This window comes from Falsiroseomonas stagni DSM 19981, from assembly GCF_900114315.1.
In the GTDB taxonomy this organism is placed as follows: Bacteria; Pseudomonadota; Alphaproteobacteria; order Acetobacterales; family Acetobacteraceae; genus Falsiroseomonas; species Falsiroseomonas stagni.
Genome location: NZ_FOSQ01000001.1, coordinates 966661 through 989905, shown reverse-complemented (window position 1 = coordinate 989905; position 23245 = coordinate 966661). Strand labels below are relative to the sequence as shown.

Genomic DNA, 23245 nt, shown 5'->3' with positions numbered 1-23245 from the left:
TGTCCATATCCCAGCCGGGGCCACGGTGCCACCGGCGCCCCCTGGACCACCCCCTGGCCCCCTCACCGCCGACGGGGCGGCAGGTTCTCCGGCTGCGCGGCGTTCTTGAGGTCCGAGGCGCGGAGCCGCATCGGGCCGGGGGGGAGCCCGGCTTCCGCCCGCGCGGCCAGGGTCCGCGCGGCCAGCGCATCGCCCAGCAGCATCGCCTCCTCCGCCAAGGCGAGGTCCGCCATCGGCATCTCCCCCAGCCTGCCGCGCGCCACCGCCACCTGGCGCCAGAGGAAGGCGCTGTCGCGTTCCGTGCGCATCGCGGCGTCCAGTTCGCCCAGCGCCTGGCGAAGCTGGGCGGGCTGGCCGAGTTCCATCAGCACCCGCGCATGGCTGAGGCGGATCAGCCCTTCATCCGGCGCCAGCCGCGCCGCGGTGGCGTAGGGCGCCAGCGAATCGGCCACGCGCTGCCCCTCGAACAGGATCTGGCCCTTCAGCTCATGCAGCCAGGGGCTGGCCGGCTGCTCCGCGATCAGCGCATCCACCATCGCCACCGCGGGCGCGATCCGGCCGGAGCGGAACTGGGCGATGGCGCGGGCGTAGCGGGCGGGCGCACTGGTGTCGCTTTCGGGGTAGCGCCGCATCGTCAGCAGGGGCGAATCGATGAAGCCGTCGAGCTTGGCCCGCACCATGGCGAAGGCGGCATCGAGGTCGGCGGGGAAGGGTGCCTCCGCGAAGCGGGACCGGGACAGGTGTTCGCGGATGAATTCCAGCCGGTCGCGGGACAGCGGATGGGTGCGGAAATAGGGGTCCTGCCGGCTGGTGGCGAGCAGTTCCTGGTCCAGCAGCCGTTCCAGAAGCCTCTCCAGCCCGCGGGAAGACCAGCCGAGGCGATCCAGGTAGTTGACCCCTGCCTGGTCTGCCGCCTGTTCCTGGCTGCGGGTGAAGGCATAGAACTCGCCCATCGCGCTGGCCTGGCCGCCCAGCATGCCCGCCACCAGCGGGGAGCTGGAGCCCGAGGCGGCGGCCGCCGCGCCGCCCAGCAGCATGGCGCCGATGCTGCGCAGCATGGCGTTTCGCATCTCCTCCGGCAGCCGGGCCAAATGGCCGCCGGCGATGTGCCCGGTCTCATGCGCCAGCACGCCAACCAGTTCCAGGGCACTGGTGGATTGCTGGATCAGGCCTGTATGGATGAACAGCCGGTTGCCGGTACTGACGAAGGCGTTTATGGCGCGGTCCTGGATCAGCGTGGTCCGAACCAGGCCGGGATCCACCCCTGCGGTGCGAAGCAGGGGGTGGGACAGGCGCCGGACCAGGCTTTCGGTCTCGGCGTCCCGGATGGTGACGATGCGTGACGCCGCCGACTGCGCCGAGGCGGATCCAGGGACGACCAGCGCGGCGAGCAGGGCGAGGACGACCAGCATGACGACCAGCTTCGGGGCGGCACCCATGGCACGGAAGACCATGGCGGAAGCCGGTGTCTCGGAAGCCGGGGGCCTGGGAAGGAAGGAGGGTCGCGGCATGGGCCGGAGGCTAGCGCGCAAGGCGTCCGCTTCCCACCCCGCCCTGGCGGCCCTGGCGGCGCTCGCGCTGACCGGCTGCTCGGCCTTCGCGCCCGACCCCAACGCGCCCCAGCCCGGCCAGGCCGGCTTCGTGCGCGGCTTCCTGGGCGGGGCCGTGTCGGACGATCCGCGCGCGGCGCTGGTCGCGCGCAACACGCTGTCCGCCGGCGGGTCCGCCGCCGATGCGGCGGTGGCGGGCGGGCTCATGCTCGCCGTCACCCAGCCCTCCCGCGCGGCCCTCGGCGGCGGCGGCGCCTGCCTTCTGTTCGCGCCCCGCCGGGCGGAGGCCGAGGCCATCCTGTTCCTGCCCGGCGCGCGGGAAGCGACACCGCCGGGCGCCGACCGCCCCGCCGCCGTGCCGATGCTGGCGCGCGGCCTTTTCGCGCTGCATGCCCGCGGCGGCGTGCGGCCTTTCGAGGAATTGATCGCCCCCGCCGAGCAGGCCGCCCGCTTCGGGGTGGAGGTCAGCCGCGCTCTGGCCGCCGATATCGCCGCCGTGGCCGGCCCGCTGATGGCGGACCCCGGCGCGGCCGCGGTCTTCGCGGGCCCCGGCGGCCAGCCGCTGGCGGCGGGCGCCACGCTGGTGCAGCCGGACCTCGGCACCACGCTCGGGTCACTGCGCACCGCGGGGGTGGGTGATCTCCACCAGGGCGCGCTGGCGCGCCGCGTGGCCGAAGCCTCCCTCGCCGCCGGCGGCGGGCTGACGGTGGCGGAGATGCGCGCCTCCGTCCCCCGGATCGCGGCGCCGCTGATCCTGCGGTCGGGCAATGACAGCGTGGCCTTTCTGCCGCCGCCCGCCGATGGCGGCCTGGCCACCGCCGCAGCCTTCACGGCGCTGGCCGCCGGCGCCACGCCGGATGCCGCGGCACTGCGCGGCGTCGCCGTCGCCCGCGCCTGGCGCGAACGCGGCGGCGATCCGATGGCGCTGGTGACGGCGCAAGTCCCGGCCGACCAGGGCTGGCCGGTACTGCCGGCCTCCACCAGCCTGGTGGTGGTGGACCGGGACGGCATGGCCGTGTCCTGCGCCTTCACCATGAACAACCTCTTCGGCACGGGGCGCGTTGCGCCGGGCACGGGGATCCTGCTGGCGGCGGCGCCGGGCATCGGCCAGGTGCAGCCGCCGCTGCTGTCCGCCGCCATCGCCTTCAACGCGCCGCTGCGCACCTTCCGCGCCGCCAGCGCGGGCAGCGGGCAGCACGCGGCACCGATCGCGGCGGCCGCGCCGCTGGCCCAGGCGCTGCGCAACGCGCCGCAGGATGCCGCCTTCGCGGGCGTGCCCAATCCAGGCCGGGGCAATCTGATGGCCTGCCCGCGCTACCTGCCGGGCGATCCCAACAGCTGCTACTCGCTGACCGATCCGCGCGGCATGGGCCTCGCCATCGGCGCCGTGGACCGCTGATGGCGCTGAAGACGGGGCGGGGCGCGGAAGCACCCCCCTTCCTGGTGATGGACGTGATCGCGGCCGCGAATGCGCGCGCCGCGTCGCTGCCCCCGGGGGCATATCCCGATTCCCTGGGAATCCTCCGCATGGAGGTCGGCCAGCCCGGCAGCGGCGCGCCGCGTGGCGCAGCGGAAGCGGCCATCCGCGCGCTGCAGGCCGGCAACCCGATGGGCTATACGGAAGCCTTCGGCCTGGCTTCGCTGCGCGCGCGGATCGCCGGGCATTACCGGGACAGATACGGGGTCACGGTCGCGCCGTCGCGCATCGCCGTCACGGTGGGCGCTTCCGGTGCCTTCCCGCTGGCCTTCCTGGCGGCCTTCGACGTCGGCGATCGCATTGCGATGGCGGCGCCCTTCTACCCGCCCTATGCGAACATCCTGACGGCGCTCGGCATGGTGCCGCAGCTGCTGCCCTGCGATGCCGGAACGCGCTTCCAGCCGACCCTGACCATGCTGGAGAAGCTGGACCCGCTGCCCGCCGGGCTGATCGTCGCCAGCCCCTGCAACCCCGCCGGCACCATGCTGTCGCCGGAGGAACTGGCCGCCATCGCCCGCTGGTGCCATGCGAATGGCGTGCGGCTGGTGTCGGACGAGATCTATCACGGCCTGTCCTACGGCACCGTCGCGGAAAGCACGGCGGTCGCCTTCAGCGACAGCGCCATCGTCGTGAACAGCTTCTCCAAGTACTTCTCCATGACGGGCTGGCGGATCGGCTGGCTGCTGCTGCCGGAGGATCTGGTCCGCCCGGTGGAATGCCTGGCACAGAACCTGTTCATCAGCGCCCCCCATGTCGCGCAGGTCGCCGCCGAGGCCGCCTTCGACTGCCGGGAGGAACTGGAGGCGAACAAGGCCGGCTATGCCCGCGCCCGGGCCGCGCTGCTCGATGGCCTGCCGGCGGCGGGCTTCGACCGGATCGCGGCCGCCGACGGCGCCTTCTACCTGTGGTGCGATGTCGGGCACCTCACGAATGACAGCCTCGAATTCTGCGCCCGGATGCTGGAGGGCGCGGGCATCGCGGCCTCCGCCGGGGTGGATTTCGACCGCGAGCGGGGCAGCCGCTTCCTCCGCTTCAGCTATTGCGGGCCGGAAGCAGCGATGGTGCAGGCGCCCGCGCGGCTGAAAGCCTGGCTCGGGCGATAGGGCACCCTTCGCGGCTTTCGGCGCCTCGTGCGCCGCGGCGGAATCATACCAACGGCACGATGGAGTGACCTGCGGCCGGCAAAGCCGGCCGAGGCCGCGAATGCGGCCCGCCGGTCGTCCGGCGAGCCAAGGCCGCGGAGCGGCCGCCCGGCGCTTGAGGGCAGCAAAACAATACCAACGAGTCGCTGAAAGCGGCCGTTGGTATCAATCCTCGGCTGCCGCGCAGCCTTCCTCGGGACGGAGGAAGGCCGCCCAGGCGCCGCCCGGCAGGGGAAGGCAGCCACTGGCCCAGATGCCGGCAACACTTCCCCCTGCGCTGCGCAGCATGCCGGGGCCGTGCGGCACGCCGTCCGATAGCGCGCCCTCATAGACCAGCCCCTGCACCAGCACCTCAACCCGGCCCCGCACGAGTCCGTCCTTCGTGTAGTCCCCGGCTTCGGTCATCGTCGGTTCCCCGTTGCGCAGATAAGCCAGGGCACCGCGGCCGTCCGGGCGACCGCCCTTCATCACGCCCTCATAGACCATGCCGCGCACGGCACGACCCTCGCGCCAGAGGAACAGGGCCCGGCCGGCGCCCTCGGCCGGTCCGTCGGGGCAGGCGCCGCTCCATCGCGCCTCGACATCGGCCGCGAGGTCCGACAGCCCGCCGAGCCAGAGCCAGCATCCGCGCGCCGCGTCGGTGACGAAGCCGTCCCTCTCACCGGGCAGCAGTCGCTCCGCCATCGGTGGCGCCGGCGGCGTCTCCGCCCGCACCGGTCCCGCGAGAAGCACCAGGGCAAGAAGCCATCGCATGTTCATCATCTCCCCATGGGAAAGGACGATATCCGGGTGGTTCAGGGCAGACGCGGACCCCGTGCGGCAGCGGGAAGGCCGGCATCGCCGGGCGCCTCGGCCCCGCCCCAGCGCCACCAGGACGCGGGCAGGGCCGCCGCCGCGGCCTCGGCCGCGGCCGGTGTCGCGAAGATGCCGACGCAGGTGGCGCCGCTGCCGCTCATCCGCGCCAGCAGGCAACCTGGTGTCGCCGCGATGGCGGCCAGCACCTCGGCGATGGGGGGGCAGAGGGTGATCGCCGCCGCTTCCAGGTCGTTGCCGAGCGGCCGCAGCCAATCCGCCAGCGCCGCGGCATCCCGCCAGCCTTCCGGGTAGGCGATCGGCGGCGAGAAGCCGGGCGCGCGGGCCTTGAAGACGGCGGGCGTCGCCAGGGCCAGGCGCGGATTGGCCAGCAGCAGCCCGAAGGGCGGCAGGGGCGGCACCGGGTCCAGCACCTCACCCACGCCACGCATGCGCATCGGCCGGCTTTCGACGCAGACCGGCACATCGGCGCCCAGCCCGGCGGCGACCTGCCGGAGGCCCTCGGCGCCGATCGCGGTGCCCCAGAGCGCATCCAGCACCCGCAGCGCGGCCGCCGCATCGGCGGAACCGCCACCGATGCCCGAGGCGACCGGCAGGTGCTTTTCGAGGGTGATGGCCGCCCGTGCCGGCACCCCGGCGGTATCGGCCAGCGCGCGGGCGGCGCGCAGGACCAGGTTGTCGGGCTCCGCCCGCAGGGCCTCCGCGCCCGGCCCGGCCAGGGACAGGGTCAGCCCCTCCGCCGGCCTGGCGGAGACGACATCCCCAACACCGGCAAAAACCGCCAGGCTGTCCAGCAGATGATAGCCATCGGCGCGCCGGCCCGTGACGCGCAGCGCCAGATTCACCTTGGCAGGGGCAAAGGTGGGGGCGAAGCCGCTCATGCCGGCCGGGTTGGCGCCGTCAATCCGTGCGCTGCGCGGTGGGCATGGCCGATGGCGGCAGCCCGTCCCGCAGCTTGGCCTCGATCTTCACGAGGTCGCCCGGCTCCGGTTCCAGCCCGAGGGCGCGGGTCCATTGGAAGCGCGCCTCCCTCTCCCGCCCCGCGGCCCAATAGGCATCGCCGAGGTGGTCATTGATGACGCTGTTGCGCGGCTCCAGCTCCACCGCGCGTTCCAGCCAGCGGATGGCGCCGGGCAGGTCGCCCATCTTGAACAGCGCCCAGCCGAGGCTGTCGACGATGTTGCCGTCATTCGGCCGAAGCTCCACGGCGCGTTCCAGCATGCGCCGCGCCGCGGGCAGGTCCTTGCCCTGCTCCACCCAGGTATAGGCCAGGTAGTTCATGACGTAGGGCTGTTCGGGCGACAATTCGAGCGCCCGCTTGAAGTCGGCCTCCGCGCGCGGCCAGGCGCCGGCGCGTTCATGCGCGATGCCGCGGGCGTAGAGCAGCGGCCATTCCGCCGCCGTCGGCGTGCCGACGCGTTCCAGCGCCGCATCATAGGCGGCGATGGCATCGGCGAAGCGGTTGCGCGCGCGCAGCAGGTCGCCGAGCCGCGCCATCGGCTGCGGCGCGTTCGGCACCTCCGCCGCGATGGCCCGGAAGGCGGCCTCGGCTTCCGGCACGCGGTCCATGCGGTCCAGCAGCGCGGCGCGACGCAGCGCGGCCACACGGGCCAGCGGATCGCTCGCCGGGACCTGTTCCAGCACGGCATGGGCGGTGTCGGGGTGCCGTTCCTCCCCATAGGCTTCGGCGATCAGCAGCAGGGCGGGCGCGAAACTGGGCCGCAGCCGCAGCGACAGTCGGGCGAGAATCAGCGCCCCCTCCCCCGCCCCCTGCTGGCGCAGCGCCGCGGCCAAAGCGAGATGCGCTTCCGCGATCCCCTCCACCGCGGAGACGACGCCGCGCTGGACGATGACGGCGCGGCGCGCCTGGTCCGTGCCGGCCGCGATGGCGAAATCGCCGAGGCCCCGCCCCAAGGCTTCCATCAGGCGCAGCGCCTCGGCCTCACGCCCGCTGCGGGCCAGGATGCCGGCGGAGAGTTGCAGCAGGCGGAGCGAGGGCTCCGGCGTTTCGGCCAGGGCGGTGCGGATGGCGCGCTCCGCTTCCCGCGGCCGGCCGGCGACATCGGCGATCAGCGCAAGATGCAGCGCGTGGATGCCGCGCAGCCGGCCGCTTTCGGCCAGCGGGCGGAGGGTGGCGAGAGCCGCGTCGGTCTGCCCCTTGCCCTGCTGGACCCAGGCCAGCAGCAGGGGCTGGAGGATCTGCGAAGGCCCCTGGCGCGGCAGGGCGCGGACACGCTGTTCCGCCCGGTCCCAGCGGCCGGCCACGGCTTCCGATCCCACCAGCAGCAGCGCGGCCGCCTGGTTGTCCGGCAGCCGGCGCGCGAGGCGCAGCGCATCGGGGCGGCCATCGAGCAGCGCGGCGGCGAATGCGCGGTTGATGAGTTCCGCCTGATCCGGCTCCCGCCGCAGCGCGTCCAGCAGGTTGTCGGCCGCGGCGCGGGTATCGGTCTCGGACTGGGCGAAGCGGCCGGCCAGATAGGTGCCGAAGACGCCCGCGGGTTCGGCGGGCTGCGCCTGGGCGGGCGCGGTGGCGGGGACGGGCGTGCCGGCCGCCGCGCAGGCCGACAGGAGGGCCGCCGCGAGGAGGACGGCACGGCGAGGGGGCACGAGCCTGATCATTGGCCGCAGCCTAGCCGGGGAAGGCCGCGCTGCGCCACCGCGGCGTGGCGCTGTTGCAACATGTGGCGGAATGGCGATGCCAATTTGCCACGGTCCCGGTGCGGCCGCATGCCGCGCCTCGCCCGTCCTTCGGCACCGACGCGGCCCGTCGCGTCAATACTGTTCGGATCGCCGGCGGGTGACGATGTGGCTGCCGGGGGGAAGGGCATGGAGGACACCCTCCGCCCAATCCGTGATGCGGCGCATGGGATGAAGGGGGACGGCGGCCGCCTCTTTACCAAGCACCGATGGGGGCTGCGCGGCCGCATCGCCCTCGGCAAAGCCCACGAGGCGGCTCGCGGATTCCGCCAGTTCCGCGATCGGACCTGCGGTGGCTCCGTCCTCCGCCATGACCGCCTTCAGCACGGCGCGTGTGGCCGTCACTTCCGCGCGCATCTCATCGATGGCAACGGAGAGACGGAGGGCAGCCTCAGACTGAGTGGCATCGAGTGACATGGATGACCCCAGGCACGCCCAACCGGGACGCGACAGTACGCAGGAGAACATGGTCCGGAAGGCGAGCAAATGCAACTTTCAAGTGCATCAAGCCATCGTTAACCGGCGATCGGCCCGCGACGCCTTGCGTGATGCCGCCCGCGGATGCCGCGCGCGACTCCGGCGCGGGCAGGATGCGTCCGATGCGCGGCCGGCGCCAGAAGCATTGCCAGAACCATTCCGATACCTTTCGATACGAACAGCATCCCGGGAGGTCCCCTCATGCGTCGCCATCTGATCGCCATCCTTGCCCTGCTCGCCGGTCTCCTCGGCGCGAGCGCGGCGGAGGCCCAGAACCGCTTCTGGCTGGTCAATGACACCGGCCGCGTGATCGAACGCGCCTACGTCTCATCCTCCCGCGTCTCCGACTGGGGGCCGGACATCCTGGGCACGTCGGTGCTGCCGCCGGGCCAGCGGGTATGGGTGACGCCCAATTTCGGCGACTGCGTCCTCGACCTTCGCGTGACCTACCAGGGCGGGGGGGAGGAAAGCCGGATGCAGGTCAATGCCTGCAGCCTCAGCCAGATCGTCTTCGGCCGGTCCGGCGCCGGCGCGGGGGCCAGCATCGGCGGCGGCGGCGCGGGCGCCTCGGTGGCAGGCAACCCCAGCTTCTACTTCGTCAACGGCACCGGCCTGACGATCCGGGAGGTCTATGTGTCGCTGTCCACCGACAACAACTGGGGCGGGGACCGGCTGGGCCAGAACGTCCTCCAGCCCGGCCAGCGCCTGCAGGTCAGCCTGCCCGCCGGCCGCGTCTGCACCGTCGATATGCGCGTGGTCTATGCCGATGGCCGATCCTTCGAGCGGCGGCGGATCGAGACCTGCAGCGTCAACGACTTCGTCTGGCGCTGACCCCCGGTCAGAGCCTGTGAAAGAATCGAGCTTGAGCATTAATGCCCGTTGAAATCATTGGTCTTTTTCCTCGGATTCCGGCGCTTTCGGGCATTAATTCACAAGCTCTCAGGCCAGGCCGAGCAGCAGCAGCAGCCCGGCGCCGGCAGCCCAGGCCAGCATGGCCTGGGTCAGGCCGGCGCCGAGGCGTTCCAGGAGCGCGGCCGGCAGCCCGGCCAGCAGCAGCGTGCCGGTGGAAACCATCAGGCTCGCTCCGTAGAACACGATCTCATTCGTGGGCGGCAGCATTTCCGGCAGCCAGACCGGATGCAGCGCCATCATCACCGGCAGCACCGGGCTGACCAGGCCGTTCATCAGGCACAGGCCGACGACGACGACGAAAAGGTTCTGCGGCGTCATCGCGTTCACCCCGCGCCCGGCGGCGTGATCCGCGGGCCGAGGCCGGCGGAGAGCATCAGCACGCCGCCGACCAGGCGGATGCCGAACAGCCAGCAGGCCGCGACCAGCGGCAGGAACCGACCCTCGACATAGGACGGCACGGCGCGGCGGGCGAGCCAGACGGCCCAGTCCGTCAGCAGGCGGAAGCCGCGCCAGATGTAGTTCGGGCTGTCATGGGGCACCATGACCTGCATCAGGAACCGGCCGAGGCAGGCCCAGGCCGTCAGGGCCAGGACATACATCGGGATCCAGAAGCCGAGATGGTCGGCGATGAAGGGCTGCACGGCGCGGTCTTTCCCCTGCGGCGTTCGTGAAGGCGGCACTGGCGTCGAAACAGGAAGGGCGGCCGCGTCGCCGCGGCCGCCCCCTTTTCCACCCTTCCGGGCGGGATGGCTACTCGACGGCTTCCCTCCGGTCCACCAGGCGGACGCCGCCCTTCGGGATCCGGATGTCGTCGATGAAGTCCTGCATCGCCTGGCTGGGCGCCGTGGTGAACTTGGACACCAGCCAGATGGTGAGGAACGACAGCGGCACGCCGACGATGCCGCCCGAGATGTTGTTCAGCGTCCAGAGCCTCGCCACCGTCCGGCCGCGCAGCACCACGCTGTCGGTCGTCAGGATCAGCTGGCCGAACCAGGACATCGCGCCATCCGTGATCTGGCCCGCATTGGCGACCAGCGCGGCGGCATAGGCCTTGAGCGCCGGATCGGCCGCGGGCAGCGCCGCGGTCTGCCGGGCGGCGGCCAGGATGGCTTCCTTCGTCCCGAAGAGTTCCACGAAGGACAGGCCGTAGAACTCCGTCCAGATCAGGTAGCCGAAGGTGAAGACGTAGCCGACCGCCATGCCCCAGCAGGCCGCGGCGTTCGTCGTCTTCTTGTACCAGACGCCCATCACCAGCGCGGCGAAGAGACCCGCGGCGGCGATGGAGAAGGCCCAGGCGACCAGGAACAGGATGTCCGCCCCCGCATTGCCCGCCGTCCAGGCCGCCAGGATGGCCACCAGGATGAGCAGGACGCGGGAGATGATGAGGCGCTTCGCGGTGGGCGCGTTGCGGTCGATCATCTTGTAGTAGACGTCATGCGACAGCGCGTTCGCCAGCGCCAGCAGCAACCCGTCCGCGGTGGAGAGCGCGGCGGCCAGGCCGCCGGCGGCCACGAGGCCGGCGATCACATAGGGCAGGCCCGCGATTTCCGGCGTCGCCAGCACGACCACGTCCGGATGGATGCGGAATTCGCCCCACTGCACGATGCCGTCGCGGTTGACGTCGACGATGTTCACCCATGGCACCCCATAGGGCGACACGATCTGCCAGTTCTTGATCCACTCCGGCAGGGCCGCGATCGGCTGGCCGATGACGGTCTGGTAGATCTCGAGCTTGCCGAAGGCCGCATAGGCCGGCGCCGTGAAGTACAGCAGGAAGATGAAGAACAGCGACCAGGCCACGGACTGCCGGGCTTCGCGCACCGACGGCGTGGTGAAGTAGCGCATCAGGATGTGCGGCAGGGCGGCCGTGCCGACCATCAGGCAGAAGACGAGGGCGAAGAAGTTCAGCGCCGCGGACCAGGAGAAGGCGCCATTCGGCCCGATGAAGGGCGCGGTATGCCACCCCGTCACCCCGGGCGGTGGCGTCATCCCCGCGGCACGGAAGCCGTTCTCCAGCCCCTCGATCCGTTCCAGCGCGAAGCCGTACATCAGCTGCGGCACCGGAACGCCCGTGACCTTCATCGACATCAGGATGGCGGGGATCAGGTAGGCGATGATGAGGATGATGTACTGCGCCACCTGGGTCCAGGTGACGGCCCGCATGCCGCCCAGCATGGAGCACACCAGGATGCCCGCCAGGCCGAGGAAGACGGCCGTGAGGAAGGACACTTCCAGGAAGCGCTGGGTGATGATGCCCACGCCCACGATCTGCGCCACCACATAGACGAAGGAGGAGGTGAGCAGGACGATGACGCCGAGCGAACGGGCAAGGTTGCCGCCGAAGCGCGCGCCCAGGAAGTCCGGCACGGTGTACTGGCCGAACTTCCGCAGGTAGGGCGCCAGCAGGATGGCCACCAGCATGTAGCCGCCGGTCCAGCCCAGGATGAAGGCGAGGCCGCCATAGCCGAGGGCGTAGAGGCTGCCCGCCATGCCGATGAAGCTGGCCGCCGACATCCAGTCGGACCCGGTGGCCATGCCGTTATAGAGCGCGGGGACCCGCCGGCCGGCCACGTAATATTCGGCGACGGCGGCGGTGCGGCTGATGATGCCGATATAGGCATAGACGCCGATGGTCAGGAAAACGAAGAGGTAGCCGATGATCTTGTCCGGCACCCCCATCTGCTCAAGGATCGCGAGGATGATGACGAAGGCGGCGAAGCCGCCGGTGTAGCCGGCATAGATCTTGCCGAGGCTGGCGATGAAGGGATCCTTGTCCCCCGTGCTGGTGGACATGGGCTCAGTCCTCCTGCACGCCGAATTCCTCGTCGATCTCGTTCTGGCGCTTGGCGAACCAGAACAGGCCGACGACGAAGATGATGAGGCTGCCCTGGGCGGCCATGTAGAAGCCCAGCGGGAAACCCAGGATATGGATCGGGTTCAGGGCCGTGGCGAAGAAATGGATCCCGAAGCTGGCGACGAACCAGATCGCCAGCATCGTCCACATCAGCCCCGAGGTTTTCTTCCAGTAGGCCGCCCCATTGATCTGATCCGTGGCGGCGACGGTCGCCCCCTTCGGATCATCGGCATTCTCCACCAACGGCATCCCGCTTTCTCCCCATCGCGCCGCCGGCCTTTCCGGCGACGGTTAAGCTCCCCCCCGGAGGGGCGATGAATTATTGTTAAGCGCTGCGGCTATCACGTGTCCGCCATGTCATGCAACATCGTTGAGAGCGAGGGAGTGTTCTAGCAATGCTGACGTGGCTCCGGGACCGCATCCGCCCCCCCCGCGGGCGCGATACGGCGGCCTTCGCCGCCTTCCTGGAACGGCAGGCGGCCTTCGTCGCCCAGAAGACCGTGATCGACTATTGCCGGGTCAAGGCCGGGCGGCATGAACGGCAGACCTTCGCCGACCCGGACTTCCTGGCCGCGCTGGCGCATTGCCGGTGGCAGACCTACGCCGCCGCGGTGGGGGATGTGACGGTGCTGGCCGAATCCTGGCTGCGGCCCCATGCCGGCGGCGAGAAAGCCAGGCTGGCCGCGGCCCTCTCGGCCATCGGCGCCACCATCCTGGCCGGCGCCGAGCCCCCCCAAGGGGAGCGCGAGACGCTGGATGCGGCGCGGGAGGGGCTGCCCCGCCTGCTCGCCGCCGCACAGGAATCGCCCCCTGTCAGCGCCGACCGCCTGCGGCTGACGGCGGAAGCACCCCTGCTGGCGACCCTGCCTATCCACCCCGACCAGCGGATCGGGGAGACGCCGTCGATCCGTGGCGCGCTGCGCTTCCACATCGTCTCCACCCAGCAGGAGATGGAGCGCGGCTTCGATCCGGCAGCGCTGGTTCAGGAAATGCGCGCCGCGTCATTGCGGTAAAGCAAGTTACTGAAATTCAACATGTTACAGTTTCGGCAGCCCTTGAGCGATTTCTGGACACGAATTAACCGGAACGCGCATTGATCCCCCATGCCCGCCCCCGCATGAACAGCGCCATGCGCCGGGATCAAACCCAGCGCGCGCCACGCGCATAGCGCGGGGCACCGCAACAATGATGGCGGGCTGGCGTGCCCGCGAGAGAAGGGATGGGGGATGTCTGCATCGCACGCCGCGGCCGGCGGGGCCGCGCGACCAATGTCGCAGGAGGAGCGAAAGGTCATCCTCGCCTCCTCCCTCGGCACCGTTTTCGAATGGTATGACTTCTACCTGTACGGATCGCTCGCGGCCGTCATCGGCGCGAAGTTCTTCTCCATGTACGACGAGAGCACGCGGAACATCTTCGCGCTGCTCGCCTTCGCCGCCGGCTTCCTGGTGCGCCCCTTCGGCGCCCTGGTGTTCGGCCGCCTCGGCGACCTCGTCGGGCGGAAATACACCTTCCTCGTCACCATCGTGATCATGGGCGCCTCGACCTTCGTGGTCGGCATCCTGCCCACCTCCGACCAGATCGGCATTCTCGCCCCCATCATCCTGATCGTGCTGCGCATGCTGCAGGGCCTGGCGCTGGGCGGCGAGTATGGCGGTGCGGCGACCTATGTGGCGGAGCACGCGCCGAACGGGCGCCGCGGCTTCTACACCAGCTTCATCCAGATCACCGCGACGGCTGGCCTGTTCCTGTCGCTGATCGTCATCCTCACCACCCGCTCCTTCCTGGGTGAGGCCGCCTTCGCGGATTGGGGCTGGCGCGTGCCGTTCCTGATCTCGATCGTGCTGCTTGGCATCTCCGTCTGGATCCGGATGCAGATGCAGGAAAGCCCGGCCTTCCAGAAGATGAAGGATGAGGGCACGGGTTCCAAGGCGCCGATCGGCGAGGCCTTCGGCCAGTGGAAGAACGCCCGCATCGCGCTCTTCGCGCTGCTCGGCCTGGTCATGGGCCAGGCGGTCGTCTGGTACACGGGCCAGTTCTACGCGCTGTTCTTCCTCGGCTCCGTGCTGAAGGTGGACGGCTTCACCACCAACATGCTGATCGCCTGGTCGCTCATCCTCGGCTCCGGCGGCTTCGTGTTCTTCGGCTGGCTGTCCGACAAGATCGGCCGCAAGCCGATCATCCTCGGCGGCTGCCTGATCGCGGCGGTCACCTACTTCCCGCTCTTCTCGCTGATGAGCGCGGAAGCCAACCCGTCGCTGACGCAGGCCCACCGCACCATCACCACGGTGGTGGAAGTGGACAAGGCCACCTGCTCCTTCCAGTTCAACCCGACGGGCACGGCGCGCTTCACCCAGCCCTGCGACGTGGCCAAGGCCGCGCTCGCCCGGCTGTCGGTGAACTATTCGGTGGAGAACAAGCCGGGCCAGACCGGCGTGCGCGTCACCATCGGCAACCAGACCGTGTCGTCCGACCAGCCCAACTTTGCGGCGGCCCTCGGCACCGCGGTGACGGCGGCGGGCTACCCGGCGGCGTCGAACCCCACCGTGGTCAAGATGTCCGGTCCCTTCGACATCTTCCGCGAACAGCCGGCGGTGCTGATCGGCATCCTCACGCTGCTCGTGATCTACGTGACCATGGTCTATGGCCCGATCGCGGCGGCGCTGGTGGAACTGTTCCCGACGCGCATCCGCTACACCTCCATGTCGCTGCCCTACCACATCGGCAATGGCTGGTTCGGTGGGCTGATGCCGGCGACGGCCTTCGCGATGATCGCGCAGACCGGCGACGTGTATTTCGGCCTCTGGTACCCCGTGGTGATCGCCCTCGCGACCGTCGTCATCGGCTTCTTCATGGTGCCGGAGACGAAGGACCGCGACATCTTCGCGACCAATGCGGACGGGTCGGCCAGCGCCGCGGATTTCCGCAAGGCGCGCTGATCCGGGCATCCCGCACGGGTTGAACGGCGCCGGGGGCAACCCCGGCGCCTTTTTCTTGTCCTGCATCAAGGGCGGCAAGGGGCCGGGCTGGCATGGTTGCGCGAAGCCGGCCGCCGGCGGCACTCTCTGCGACAATCAGCCGAGGGCATACCCGGCGCCAGAAGGGGAAAACGGCACCATGGATGGCAGCACCGGCACCAGCCGCTATGAGGAGGCCTATGGCGCCTGGCGCGCGGACCCCGAGGGCTATTGGCGCCAGGCGGCGGAGGCCATCGACTGGGCGACGCCCCCCACCCGCATCTTCGATGGCGAGGCAGGCGTCTATGGCCGCTGGTTCCCCGATGCCAGGCTGAACACCTGTTTCAATGCGCTGGATCGCCACGTCGCCGCCGGCCGCGGCGCGCAAACGGCCCTGATCTGGGACAGCCCCATCACCGGCCGCAGCGCCCGCTTCACCTATGCCGGATTGCTGGACCGGGTCGCGCGCGTCGCGGGCGCGCTGGCCGCGCGGGGCGTCGGCGCGGGCGACCGCGTCATCATCTACATGCCCATGGTGCCGGAAGCCGCCATCGCCATGCTGGCCTGCGCCAGGCTCGGCGCCATCCATTCCGTGGTCTTCGGCGGCTTCGCCGCGGCGGAACTCTCCGCCCGCATCGCCGATGCGCAACCGAAGGCGATCATCTCCGCCTCCTGCGGGCTCGAGCCCGGGCGCATCGTGAAATACAAGCCGCTGCTGGATGCGGCGATCGCGCTGTCCCCGCACAAGCCCGGCCACTGCCTGATCCTGCAGCGCCCCGAGCATCCCTGCGAGTTGACGCCGGGCCGCGACATGGACTTCCTGGACGCCGAGGCCGCGGCCACGCCCGCGCCCTGCACCGATGTCGCGGCGACGGACCCGCTCTACATCCTCTACACCTCCGGCACGACGGGAAAGCCCAAGGGCATCGTGCGGGACAATGGCGGGCATGCGGTGGCCCTGATGAATTCCATGTCCATGCTCTACGGCCTGAAGGCCGGCGACGTGATGTGGACCGCGAGCGATGTCGGCTGGGTCGTCGGCCATTCCTACATCGTCTATGCGCCGCTCCTCGCGGGCTGCACGACGGTGATGTACGAGGGCAAGCCCGTCGGCACGCCCGATGCCGGCGCCTTCTGGCGCGTGGCCGCCGAGCATCGCGTGAAGGTGCTGTTCACGGCACCCACCGCGATCCGCGCCATCCGCAAGGAAGACCCGGAGGGCGCGCTGCTGGCGCGCTACGATCTCTCCGCGCTGGAGGCGCTGTTCCTGGCGGGCGAACGCTGCGACCCGCCGACCGCCGAATGGTCCGCGACACTGCTGGGCAAGCCCGTCATCGATCATTGGTGGCAGACCGAGACGGGCTGGAGCATCAGCGGCAATTTTCGGGGGTTGGGCCTCTTCCCCAACCGTCCCGGCTCCGGCGGCAAGCCCGCGCCAGGCTATGATCTCCGCGCGCTGGACGAAGCGGGGCAGGAAGTGCCGCGCGGGCAGATCGGCACGCTGGCGGTGAAGCTGCCGCTGCCGCCTTCCAACCTGCCGACGCTCTGGCACGCCGATGCGCGGTTCCGTGAAGCCTACCTCGAGGCCTTTCCCGGTTACTACAACACCTCCGACGCCGGGATGGTGGACGGGGATGGCTATGTCTGGGTCATGTCCCGCACCGACGACATCATCAATGTCGCGGGCCATCGCCTGTCCACCGGCGCGATGGAGGAGGTGCTGGCCGCCCACCCCGATGTCGCGGAATGCGCCGTGGTCGGCGTGAAGGATTCGCTCAAGGGCCAGGCGCCGCTTGGCCTCGTCGTGCTGAAGGCGGGGACCACGAAGGGTGAGGCCGAGATCGCGAAGGAACTGGTGGCGATGGTGCGCGACCGCATCGGACCCGTCGCGGCCTTCCGGGAAGCGCGGGTGGTGCAGCGCCTGCCCAAGACCCGCTCCGGCAAGATCCTGCGCGCCACCATCCGCAAGATCGCGGATCGCGAGAGCTACACCGTGCCACCCACCATCGATGATCCGCTGATCCTGGACGAGATCGCGGATGTCCTGAAGCAGGCGGAGAAATAGCCATGCCGGACGGCACCACCCCCCTGCTGCTGCGCCAGGACAGCGCGGCGGGCATCACGCGGCTGACGCTGAACCGGCCCGGGAGCCGCAACAGCCTGTCCTTCGCCATGATGGGTGCGGTGCTCGACGCGTTACGCGCCATCGCGGAGGAATCTTCCGTTCGCGTGGTCGTGCTGGCCGCTGCCGGCCCCGTCTTCTGCGCGGGCCATGATCTGCGGGAGATCACGGCCCATCGCGCCGATCCCGATGGCGGCCGCGGCTTCTTCGACACGGCGATGACGCGCTGCGCGACGCTCATGCAGGCCATCGTCGCCCTGCCCCAGCCCGTCATCGCGGAAGTCCAGGGCGTGGCTACCGCCGCCGGCTGCCAGCTTGTCGCGACCTGCGACCTGGCGGTGGCCTCCGACCAGGCGCGCTTCTGCACCCCCGGCGTCGACATCGGCCTCTTCTGCTCCACCCCCGCCGTGGCGCTGTCGCGCGCCGTGGCCGCCAAGCCGGCGATGGAGATGCTGCTGACGGGGGAGATGATCGGCGCCGCCGAAGCGCAGCGGATCGGCCTGGTGAACCGCGTCGTGCCCTCGGCCGACCTGCAACCCACCACGGAATCGCTGGCGGCGCGCATCGCCTCCCGCAGCGCCCACACCATCCGCATCGGCAAGGCCGCCTTCCACCATCAGCGCGGGCTTCCTCTGGAGACTGCCTATGCCCATGCTGCGGCGGTGATGACCGAGAATCTGATGGCCGAGGATGCCGCCGAAGGCATCGGCGCCTTCCTCTCCAAGCGCCAGCCCGTCTGGCGCGATCGCTAGGACCGACACACCCCATGGCCGCTGCCGATTTCGACGCCCTGCCCCGCGTCCCCGCCAACCACCAGCCGCTCACGCCGCTGCTGTTCCTCGAGCGCGCCGCCGCCGTCTTCCCGCGCCACACCGCGGTCGTCCACGGCGCAGTGCGGCGCAGCTATGCGGAGCTTCGCGCGCGCTGCGTGAAGCTCGCCGATGCGCTGCGCCAGCACGGCATCGGGCGCGGGGACACGGTAGCCGCCCTGCTGCCGAACATCCCGGAAATGCTGGAATGCCATTACGGCGTGCCGATGACGGGCGGCGTGCTGAACACGCTGAACACGCGGCTCGATGCCGGGACCATCGCCTATTGCCTCGACCATGGGGAGGCGAAGGTGGTCGTGGTGGACCGCGAATTCGTCCCGCTGCTGCGCATGGCCCTGACGCAGTGCGCGGCGAAGCCCCTGGTGATCGAGGTCGATGACCCGGAGGCCAGCGACGCCGCCCGCGCCAACCGCCTGGACGGCGCCATCCCCTATGAGGATTTCATCGCCGGCGGCGACGAGGGTTTCGCCTGGCCGATGCCGGGCGATGAATGGGACGCCATCAGCCTCAACTACACTTCCGGCACCACTGGCCGGCCGAAGGGCGTGGTCTATCACCACCGCGGCGCGCAGCTGCTGGCGGTGGGCAACGTGCTCTCCGCCGGCATGGGCAAGCATCCCGTCTATCTCTGGACGCTGCCGATGTTCCATTGCAATGGCTGGTGCTTCCCCTGGACGGTCACGGCGCAGGCAGGCACGCATGTCTGCCTGCGCGCCGTGCGCGGCAACGCCATGTGGGACCTGATGTCGCGGGAAGGCGTCACCCATATGTGCGGCGCGCCGATCGTGATGGCGACGCTGCTGGGCACCGCGGCGGAGGAAAAGAAGCCCCTGCCCCACCAGGTGCAGTTCGTCGTCGCCGGCGCCCCGCCGCCCGCCGCCGTGCTGGCCGCGATGAAGGAAGCGGGCTTCGCCGTCTGCCACGTCTACGGCCTGACCGAATGCTACGGCCCCTCCGTGGTGAATGAGTGGAACAGCGACTGGGACGTCCAGCCCGCCGCCGACCAGGCCGCGCTGATGTCCCGCCAGGGCGTACGCTACATCGCCCTCGAAGGCCTGCGCGTCATGGACCCCGAAACCATGGCGCCGATCACCCCCGATGGCGTATCGATGGGGGAGGTGATGATGCAGGGCAACGTCGTCATGAAGGGCTACCTCAAGGACCAGGAGGCCACGGCGAAGGCCTTCGCCGGCGGCTGGTTCCACACCGGCGACCTCGCCGTCACCTATCCCGATGGCTACATCCAGCTGAAGGACCGGTCGAAGGACATCATCATCTCGGGCGGCGAGAACATCTCCTCCATCGAGGTCGAGGACGCGCTCTACAAGCACCCCGCCGTGGCCGTCGCCGCCGTGGTGGCGCGGCCGGATGAGAAATGGGGCGAGACGCCCTGCGCCTTCATCGAGTTGAAGCCCGGCACGGCCACGACGGCGGAGGAGCTGATCGCCCACTGCAAGACGATCCTCGCGGGCTACAAGGTGCCGCGCCACGTGGTCTTCGCGGAACTGCCCAAGACCAGCACGGGCAAGATCCAGAAGCATGTGCTGCGCGCCCAGGCCAAGGGCGGCTGACATCCATGGCGGGGCCGGCGCCGATCATCCTCTGCGCCGGCCAGTATGGAAGCGCCTCCACCTGGCTCTACAACGCCGTGCATGCGCTGATGGAAGCGGAACTCGGCCCGGTGCACCGGCAATTCGCCGACAGTCCGGACCAGCTTCCCCGGGCCGTCGAAGCCGCCGCGCCGCTGCTGCTGAAGACCCATGCGCCAACCCGCGGGCTTCGCTGGCTGGCGGCGCGCGCAGGGGGCCGCGCCATCCTCTCCATCCGCGATCCGCGCGATGCCGTGGCGTCGCTGATGGCGCGCTTCCACTTCGACTACGCGCTGTGCCGCGATCGTGTCGAGCAGACCTGCCAGGCGCTGCCGCTGCTGCCCGATGCCGTGCCCTGCCTGGTGCTGCGGTATGAGGACGGGTTCAGCCAGGACCCCGCGACGCTGGCCCGCATCGCCCGCTTCCTCGGCCTGAAGCCCTCGGCCCGCCTCCGCCGCCGGGTCTTTGACGATCTGACACCGGATGCGGTGCGCGCCCGCATCGCCGCCATGATGGAAGCCGGTGCGCTCGGCCCTAATCCCACCGCCCATTCGCATGACGGCACCAGCCACTGGCACCCCGGCCATGTCGGCGATGGCCTGCCCGGCAAGTTCGCGACGGTGCTGACCGCAGGCCAGGCCGCCGACATCGCCCGGCGCGGCGCCGGCTTCGCGGAGGCCTTCGGCTACGCGATGCCACCACCCGCGAGGCTGCGCCCCGGCGAGACACGGCGGCTGGAGGGCTGGGGCCACGGCATCGCCTGCCTCGGCACCGGCTTCGCCGCGCCGGACGCCGAAGGCGCCTGGCTGGCAGCACGGAAGGCGGTGCTGCACATCCCGCTGGAAGCCGGACCCGCTGGCACCCTGCTGCTGGAGGTGGAGACGCCGGCCCCGATCCGCCGACCCACCCTCAGCCTGTCATGGGACGAAACCCTGCTTCTGCCCGCAACGCCGATGCCGGCAAGCGGGGTCGTCACCGTGCCGCTGCCGCCACGGGCGGAGGCGACGGAGATCGCCCTCCGCCTGCAGGCCGGCGCGCGGCGCCCGGGCCGGCCGCCGCGCCTCCGGCTGCGCGCCATCGGCCTTTCGGCCTGAGCGGCCGCGAAACTTTCCTTGCAGCCCCCGCCCCGGCACCCCATCCTCCCTGCTGTCCCGCAACAAACGAAAGGAGGTGATCCAGTGTCTCATTGCCCCAAGGCGTCCACCGTGACTGCAAGCTGGATCATCGCCGGCGCCACCGCGTAGGCGAGTCACCACATCGCAGCAGCCGGTCAGCCGGCAGCAATGGAAGGCCTCGGGGGGAAACCCCCGGGGCCTTCGCTGTGTCTAGGTTTCCAGCAGGCCGATCCGGTCTGCCTCCAGCACCCCGCAACTCAGCACCCCGCCGCAGAAGGCGGCGGTATCCAGGTTGATGCGGTTGTGCCGGATTTCCGCCGCCATGCGGGCGGTATGGCCATGCACCACCACGGCGGGGTGGGATACCTCCGAATGGAGGAAGGATCCCCGGATGGTCAGCAGATCCTCCGCCGACTGCGCATCCAGCGCCACGCCGGGGCGGATGCCGGCATGGGCGAAGAAATAGGGGCCCTCCCGATGGCACAGCGCCAGGCCATCCCGCAGCAGCGCCTGGTGCGCGGCGGGGATGGCGGTGCGCCAGGCCTCGGCACCGGCCCCGGCCTCCACCCCATAGCTCGCCAAGGTTTCCCGCCCGCCGCACCACAGCCAGTCATCCGCCGCGGCCCGGTCGCCGGCCAGGGCGTCGCGCATCATCGCCTCATGGTTGCCGAGGAGGTTCACCACCGTGGCGCCCGGCGGCGCATAGCCCGCGATGCGCTCCAGCACAGCGGCGGGGCTGCCCGCCTTGTCCACATAGTCGCCGAGATGCAGCACCACCGCCCGCGCCACGGGCCGCGCGGCCAGGTCCGCCGCCACCCGTCCATGCAGCGCCGCCAGGCGATCCGCCATGCCGTGCACATCGCCGATGGCATAGACCCGCACGCCATCCGCCAGCCGCGCCGGTGCCGCCTGCCAGGCCCGCGTCACACCGGCCGCCCGTAATCGCCGAGCATCGCCGCCGCCTCCGCCAATTCGGCGTCGGAGAGCAGCACCGGCGCGATCCCCGCCGCCCGCAAGGCGAGGTACTGGGTGGCGAGATTCTCCACCTCCCGCACCAGCGCCAACGCCCCGGCCAGGGTCGCACCCAGCGCGACCACGCCGTGATTCGCCAGCAGCGTGGCGCGCAGCCCATCCCCCAGCGCCGCCACGGCTTCCTGCGCCAGGGCCTCCGTGCCGAAGGTCGCGTGGCTGGCGCAGGGAATGCCGCGCCGCCCGCCCTCGCCCGCCAGCGTGATCATGTAGTGGATGGGCGGGATCGGATGCCGCGCGCAGGACAGCGCGGTCGCCATCGGGCTGTGCGTGTGCACCACGGCCATCGCCTCCGGCCGTGCCCGGTAGATTGCCGCATGCAGCCGCCATTCGGAGGAAGGCCGCCCGCCGCCCCGCACCGCGCCATCAAGCCCGCAGCGGACGAGGTCCTCCGCCGTCATCGCGGCATAGGGCAGCCCCGATGGCGTCACCAGGAAGCCGTCGCTATCCCGCAGCGACAGGTTTCCCGATTTCTGCGGCATGAACCCCGCCGCATCCAGCGCGCGCGCGGCCTCGACCAGTTCGGTCCCGGCCGGCGCGGCGGCGCGCATCAATCCGCCTTGGCGCTGGCGTCCGACCGCGTGGTGCCGACGCGCTGCGCCAGGGCGGCCGCCATGAATTCGTCGATCTCGCCATCCAGCACCGCGTCGGGGTTGCCCTTCTCCACGCCGGTGCGCAGGTCCTTCACCATCTGGTAGGGCTGCAGCACATAGGACCGGATCTGGTGGCCCCAGCCGATATCGGTCTTGCCGGCCTCGATCCCCGCCGTGATCGCTTCCCGCTTGCGCAGTTCCAGCTCGTAGAGCCGCGCCTTCAGCATATCCATGGCGATGACGCGGTTGCGGTGCTGGCTGCGGTCCTGGGTGGAGGCCGCGACGATGCCGGTCGGGATATGGGTGAAGCGCACGCCCGATTCGGTCTTGTTGACGTGCTGCCCGCCGGCGCCGGAGGCGCGGAAGGTGTCGGTCTTGATGTCCGCCGGGTTGATCTCGATCTCGATCTTGTCGTCGATCACCGGGTAGACGTAGATGCTGGCGAAGCTGGTCTGGCGACGCGCCGCGGCATCGAAGGGGCTGATTCGCACCAGGCGGTGCACGCCCGTTTCCGTCTTCAGCCAGCCGAAGGCGTTGGAACCCGTCACCTGGATGGTGGCCGACTTGATGCCGGCCTGCTCGCCTTCCGACTGCTCCGTCATCGTCACCTTGTAGCCGCGCCGTTCCGCCCAGCGCGTGTACATGCGCAGCAGCATCTCGGCCCAGTCCTGCGCCTCCGTGCCGCCGGCGCCGGCATTCACTTCCAGATAGGCGTCGTTGGGATCGGCCTCGCCGGATAGCAGGCTCTCGATCTCGCGGTGCTTCGCCTCCTCGGCGAAGCCCTTCAGGTCGGCGACCGCGGCATCGGCCATGGCGACGTCGCCCTCGGCCTCCGCCATCTCCACCAGCTCAAGCGCGTCGGCGACGTCGCGCTCCAGCTTCTGCACACCCTCGATCTGGGCGGCAAGGCGGTTGCGTTCGCGCATCAGCGCCTGGGCCACATCGGCCTTGTTCCAGAGGTCCGGGTCCTCGGAGCGGGCGTTCAGCTCCTCCAGCCGCCTGACGGCGACATCCCAGTCCAGATGGGCGCGGAGCAGCGCAAGGCTGTCCGCGATCTCGGTCTTCAGCTTTTCGGCGTCTGCGCGCATGGC

Annotated in this window: 21 protein-coding genes; 9 read left to right on the top strand and 12 right to left on the bottom strand. The window is 70.6% G+C overall.

Annotation, left to right across the window (positions count from 1 at the left end):
* Window positions 1-62 precede the first annotated feature (62 nt).
* On the bottom strand, window positions 63-1439 hold the full coding sequence (locus tag BM041_RS29865; protein WP_217648610.1) for a M48 family metalloprotease: 1377 nt from the start codon (window positions 1437-1439) through the stop codon (window positions 63-65).
* Between BM041_RS29865 and BM041_RS04580 the strand changes: the two genes are divergently transcribed.
* On the top strand, window positions 1411-2949 hold the full coding sequence (locus tag BM041_RS04580) for a gamma-glutamyltransferase (protein ID WP_245761921.1): 1539 nt from the start codon (window positions 1411-1413) through the stop codon (window positions 2947-2949). The two genes, BM041_RS29865 and BM041_RS04580, sit on opposite strands and share 29 nt — an antisense overlap.
* On the top strand, window positions 2949-4130 hold the full coding sequence (locus BM041_RS04575) for a pyridoxal phosphate-dependent aminotransferase (RefSeq protein WP_092956079.1): 1182 nt from the start codon (window positions 2949-2951) through the stop codon (window positions 4128-4130). Before BM041_RS04580 ends, BM041_RS04575 begins: the two co-directional genes overlap by 1 nt.
* 204 nt (window positions 4131-4334) lie before the next feature.
* On the opposite strand, the gene BM041_RS04570 is transcribed toward BM041_RS04575, so the two are convergent.
* From BM041_RS04570 to BM041_RS04555, 4 genes are all read right to left on the bottom strand, one after another.
* Entirely contained in the window at window positions 4335-4922 is a 588-nt protein-coding gene (locus BM041_RS04570) for an MORN repeat-containing protein (protein ID WP_175533734.1), read from the bottom strand.
* Between the two features lie 41 nt (window positions 4923-4963).
* Window positions 4964-5863 carry a 4-(cytidine 5'-diphospho)-2-C-methyl-D-erythritol kinase gene (locus tag BM041_RS04565; RefSeq protein WP_092956072.1) on the bottom strand — a complete coding sequence of 300 codons (900 nt, stop codon included), beginning with the start codon at window positions 5861-5863 and terminating at the stop codon, window positions 4964-4966.
* A gap of 19 nt (window positions 5864-5882) precedes the next feature.
* A complete protein-coding gene (locus tag BM041_RS04560) occupies window positions 5883-7589 on the bottom strand; it encodes a tetratricopeptide repeat protein (protein WP_245761920.1) in 1707 nt (568 codons plus the stop codon).
* 165 nt (window positions 7590-7754) lie between these two features.
* Window positions 7755-8024 (bottom strand): hypothetical protein, encoded by a 270-nt coding sequence (locus tag BM041_RS04555; protein ID WP_139225951.1) that lies wholly within the window; start codon window positions 8022-8024, stop codon window positions 7755-7757.
* 333 nt (window positions 8025-8357) lie between these two features.
* Between BM041_RS04555 and BM041_RS04550 the strand changes: the two genes are divergently transcribed.
* On the top strand, window positions 8358-8987 hold the full coding sequence (locus tag BM041_RS04550) for a Tat pathway signal protein (protein ID WP_092956065.1): 630 nt from the start codon (window positions 8358-8360) through the stop codon (window positions 8985-8987).
* Between the two features lie 108 nt (window positions 8988-9095).
* Here BM041_RS04550 and BM041_RS04545 read toward each other — a convergent pair whose 3' ends face one another.
* From BM041_RS04545 to BM041_RS04530, 4 genes are all read right to left on the bottom strand, one after another.
* Window positions 9096-9395 (bottom strand): hypothetical protein, encoded by a 300-nt coding sequence (locus BM041_RS04545; protein WP_175533733.1) that lies wholly within the window; start codon window positions 9393-9395, stop codon window positions 9096-9098.
* Window positions 9392-9709, bottom strand: a complete 318-nt coding sequence (locus BM041_RS04540) for a YggT family protein (protein ID WP_092956059.1) — start codon at window positions 9707-9709, stop codon at window positions 9392-9394. Before BM041_RS04540 ends, BM041_RS04545 begins: the two co-directional genes overlap by 4 nt.
* Before the next feature lie 109 nt (window positions 9710-9818).
* On the bottom strand, window positions 9819-11861 hold the full coding sequence (locus tag BM041_RS04535; RefSeq protein WP_092956056.1) for a sodium:solute symporter family protein: 2043 nt from the start codon (window positions 11859-11861) through the stop codon (window positions 9819-9821).
* Between the two features lie 4 nt (window positions 11862-11865).
* Window positions 11866-12171, bottom strand: a complete 306-nt coding sequence (locus BM041_RS04530) for a DUF4212 domain-containing protein (protein WP_092956053.1) — start codon at window positions 12169-12171, stop codon at window positions 11866-11868.
* A gap of 146 nt (window positions 12172-12317) precedes the next feature.
* On the opposite strand from BM041_RS04530, the gene BM041_RS04525 reads away from it, so the two are divergent.
* The 6 genes from BM041_RS04525 to BM041_RS04500 all read left to right on the top strand — a co-directional run bounded on the left by BM041_RS04525 (window position 12318) and on the right by BM041_RS04500 (window position 20511).
* Window positions 12318-12935 carry a hypothetical protein gene (locus BM041_RS04525; RefSeq protein ID WP_092956050.1) on the top strand — a complete coding sequence of 206 codons (618 nt, stop codon included), beginning with the start codon at window positions 12318-12320 and terminating at the stop codon, window positions 12933-12935.
* A gap of 213 nt (window positions 12936-13148) precedes the next feature.
* Window positions 13149-14858: an MFS transporter gene (locus tag BM041_RS04520; protein WP_175533732.1), complete on the top strand. Its 1710-nt coding sequence runs from the start codon at window positions 13149-13151 to the stop codon at window positions 14856-14858.
* Between the two features lie 178 nt (window positions 14859-15036).
* On the top strand, window positions 15037-16941 hold the full coding sequence (locus tag BM041_RS04515) for a propionyl-CoA synthetase (protein WP_092956045.1): 1905 nt from the start codon (window positions 15037-15039) through the stop codon (window positions 16939-16941).
* A 2-nt stretch (window positions 16942-16943) separates the two neighbouring features.
* Entirely contained in the window at window positions 16944-17750 is an 807-nt protein-coding gene (locus tag BM041_RS04510; protein WP_092956042.1) for an enoyl-CoA hydratase, read from the top strand.
* 14 nt (window positions 17751-17764) lie between these two features.
* The gene (locus BM041_RS04505; RefSeq protein ID WP_092956039.1) at window positions 17765-19399 is read left to right on the top strand and encodes an acyl-CoA synthetase; all 1635 of its coding nucleotides are present in this window, start codon (window positions 17765-17767) and stop codon (window positions 19397-19399) included.
* Between the two features lie 5 nt (window positions 19400-19404).
* Entirely contained in the window at window positions 19405-20511 is a 1107-nt protein-coding gene (locus BM041_RS04500) for a sulfotransferase domain-containing protein (protein WP_092956036.1), read from the top strand.
* Window positions 20512-20742: 231 nt separating this feature from the next.
* Here BM041_RS04500 and BM041_RS04495 read toward each other — a convergent pair whose 3' ends face one another.
* Genes BM041_RS04495 through prfB form a run of 3 tightly spaced genes read right to left on the bottom strand, consistent with a single transcriptional unit; the run spans window position 20743 to window position 23242 of the window.
* Entirely contained in the window at window positions 20743-21459 is a 717-nt protein-coding gene (locus BM041_RS04495; protein ID WP_245761919.1) for a metallophosphoesterase, read from the bottom strand.
* On the bottom strand, window positions 21456-22112 hold the full coding sequence (locus BM041_RS04490) for a class II aldolase/adducin family protein (RefSeq protein ID WP_092956033.1): 657 nt from the start codon (window positions 22110-22112) through the stop codon (window positions 21456-21458). Before BM041_RS04490 ends, BM041_RS04495 begins: the two co-directional genes overlap by 4 nt.
* Window positions 22112-23242, bottom strand: a complete 1131-nt coding sequence (prfB, locus tag BM041_RS04485) for a peptide chain release factor 2 (protein ID WP_092956030.1) — start codon at window positions 23240-23242, stop codon at window positions 22112-22114. Before prfB ends, BM041_RS04490 begins: the two co-directional genes overlap by 1 nt.
* Between the last annotated feature and the right edge of the window lie 3 nt (window positions 23243-23245).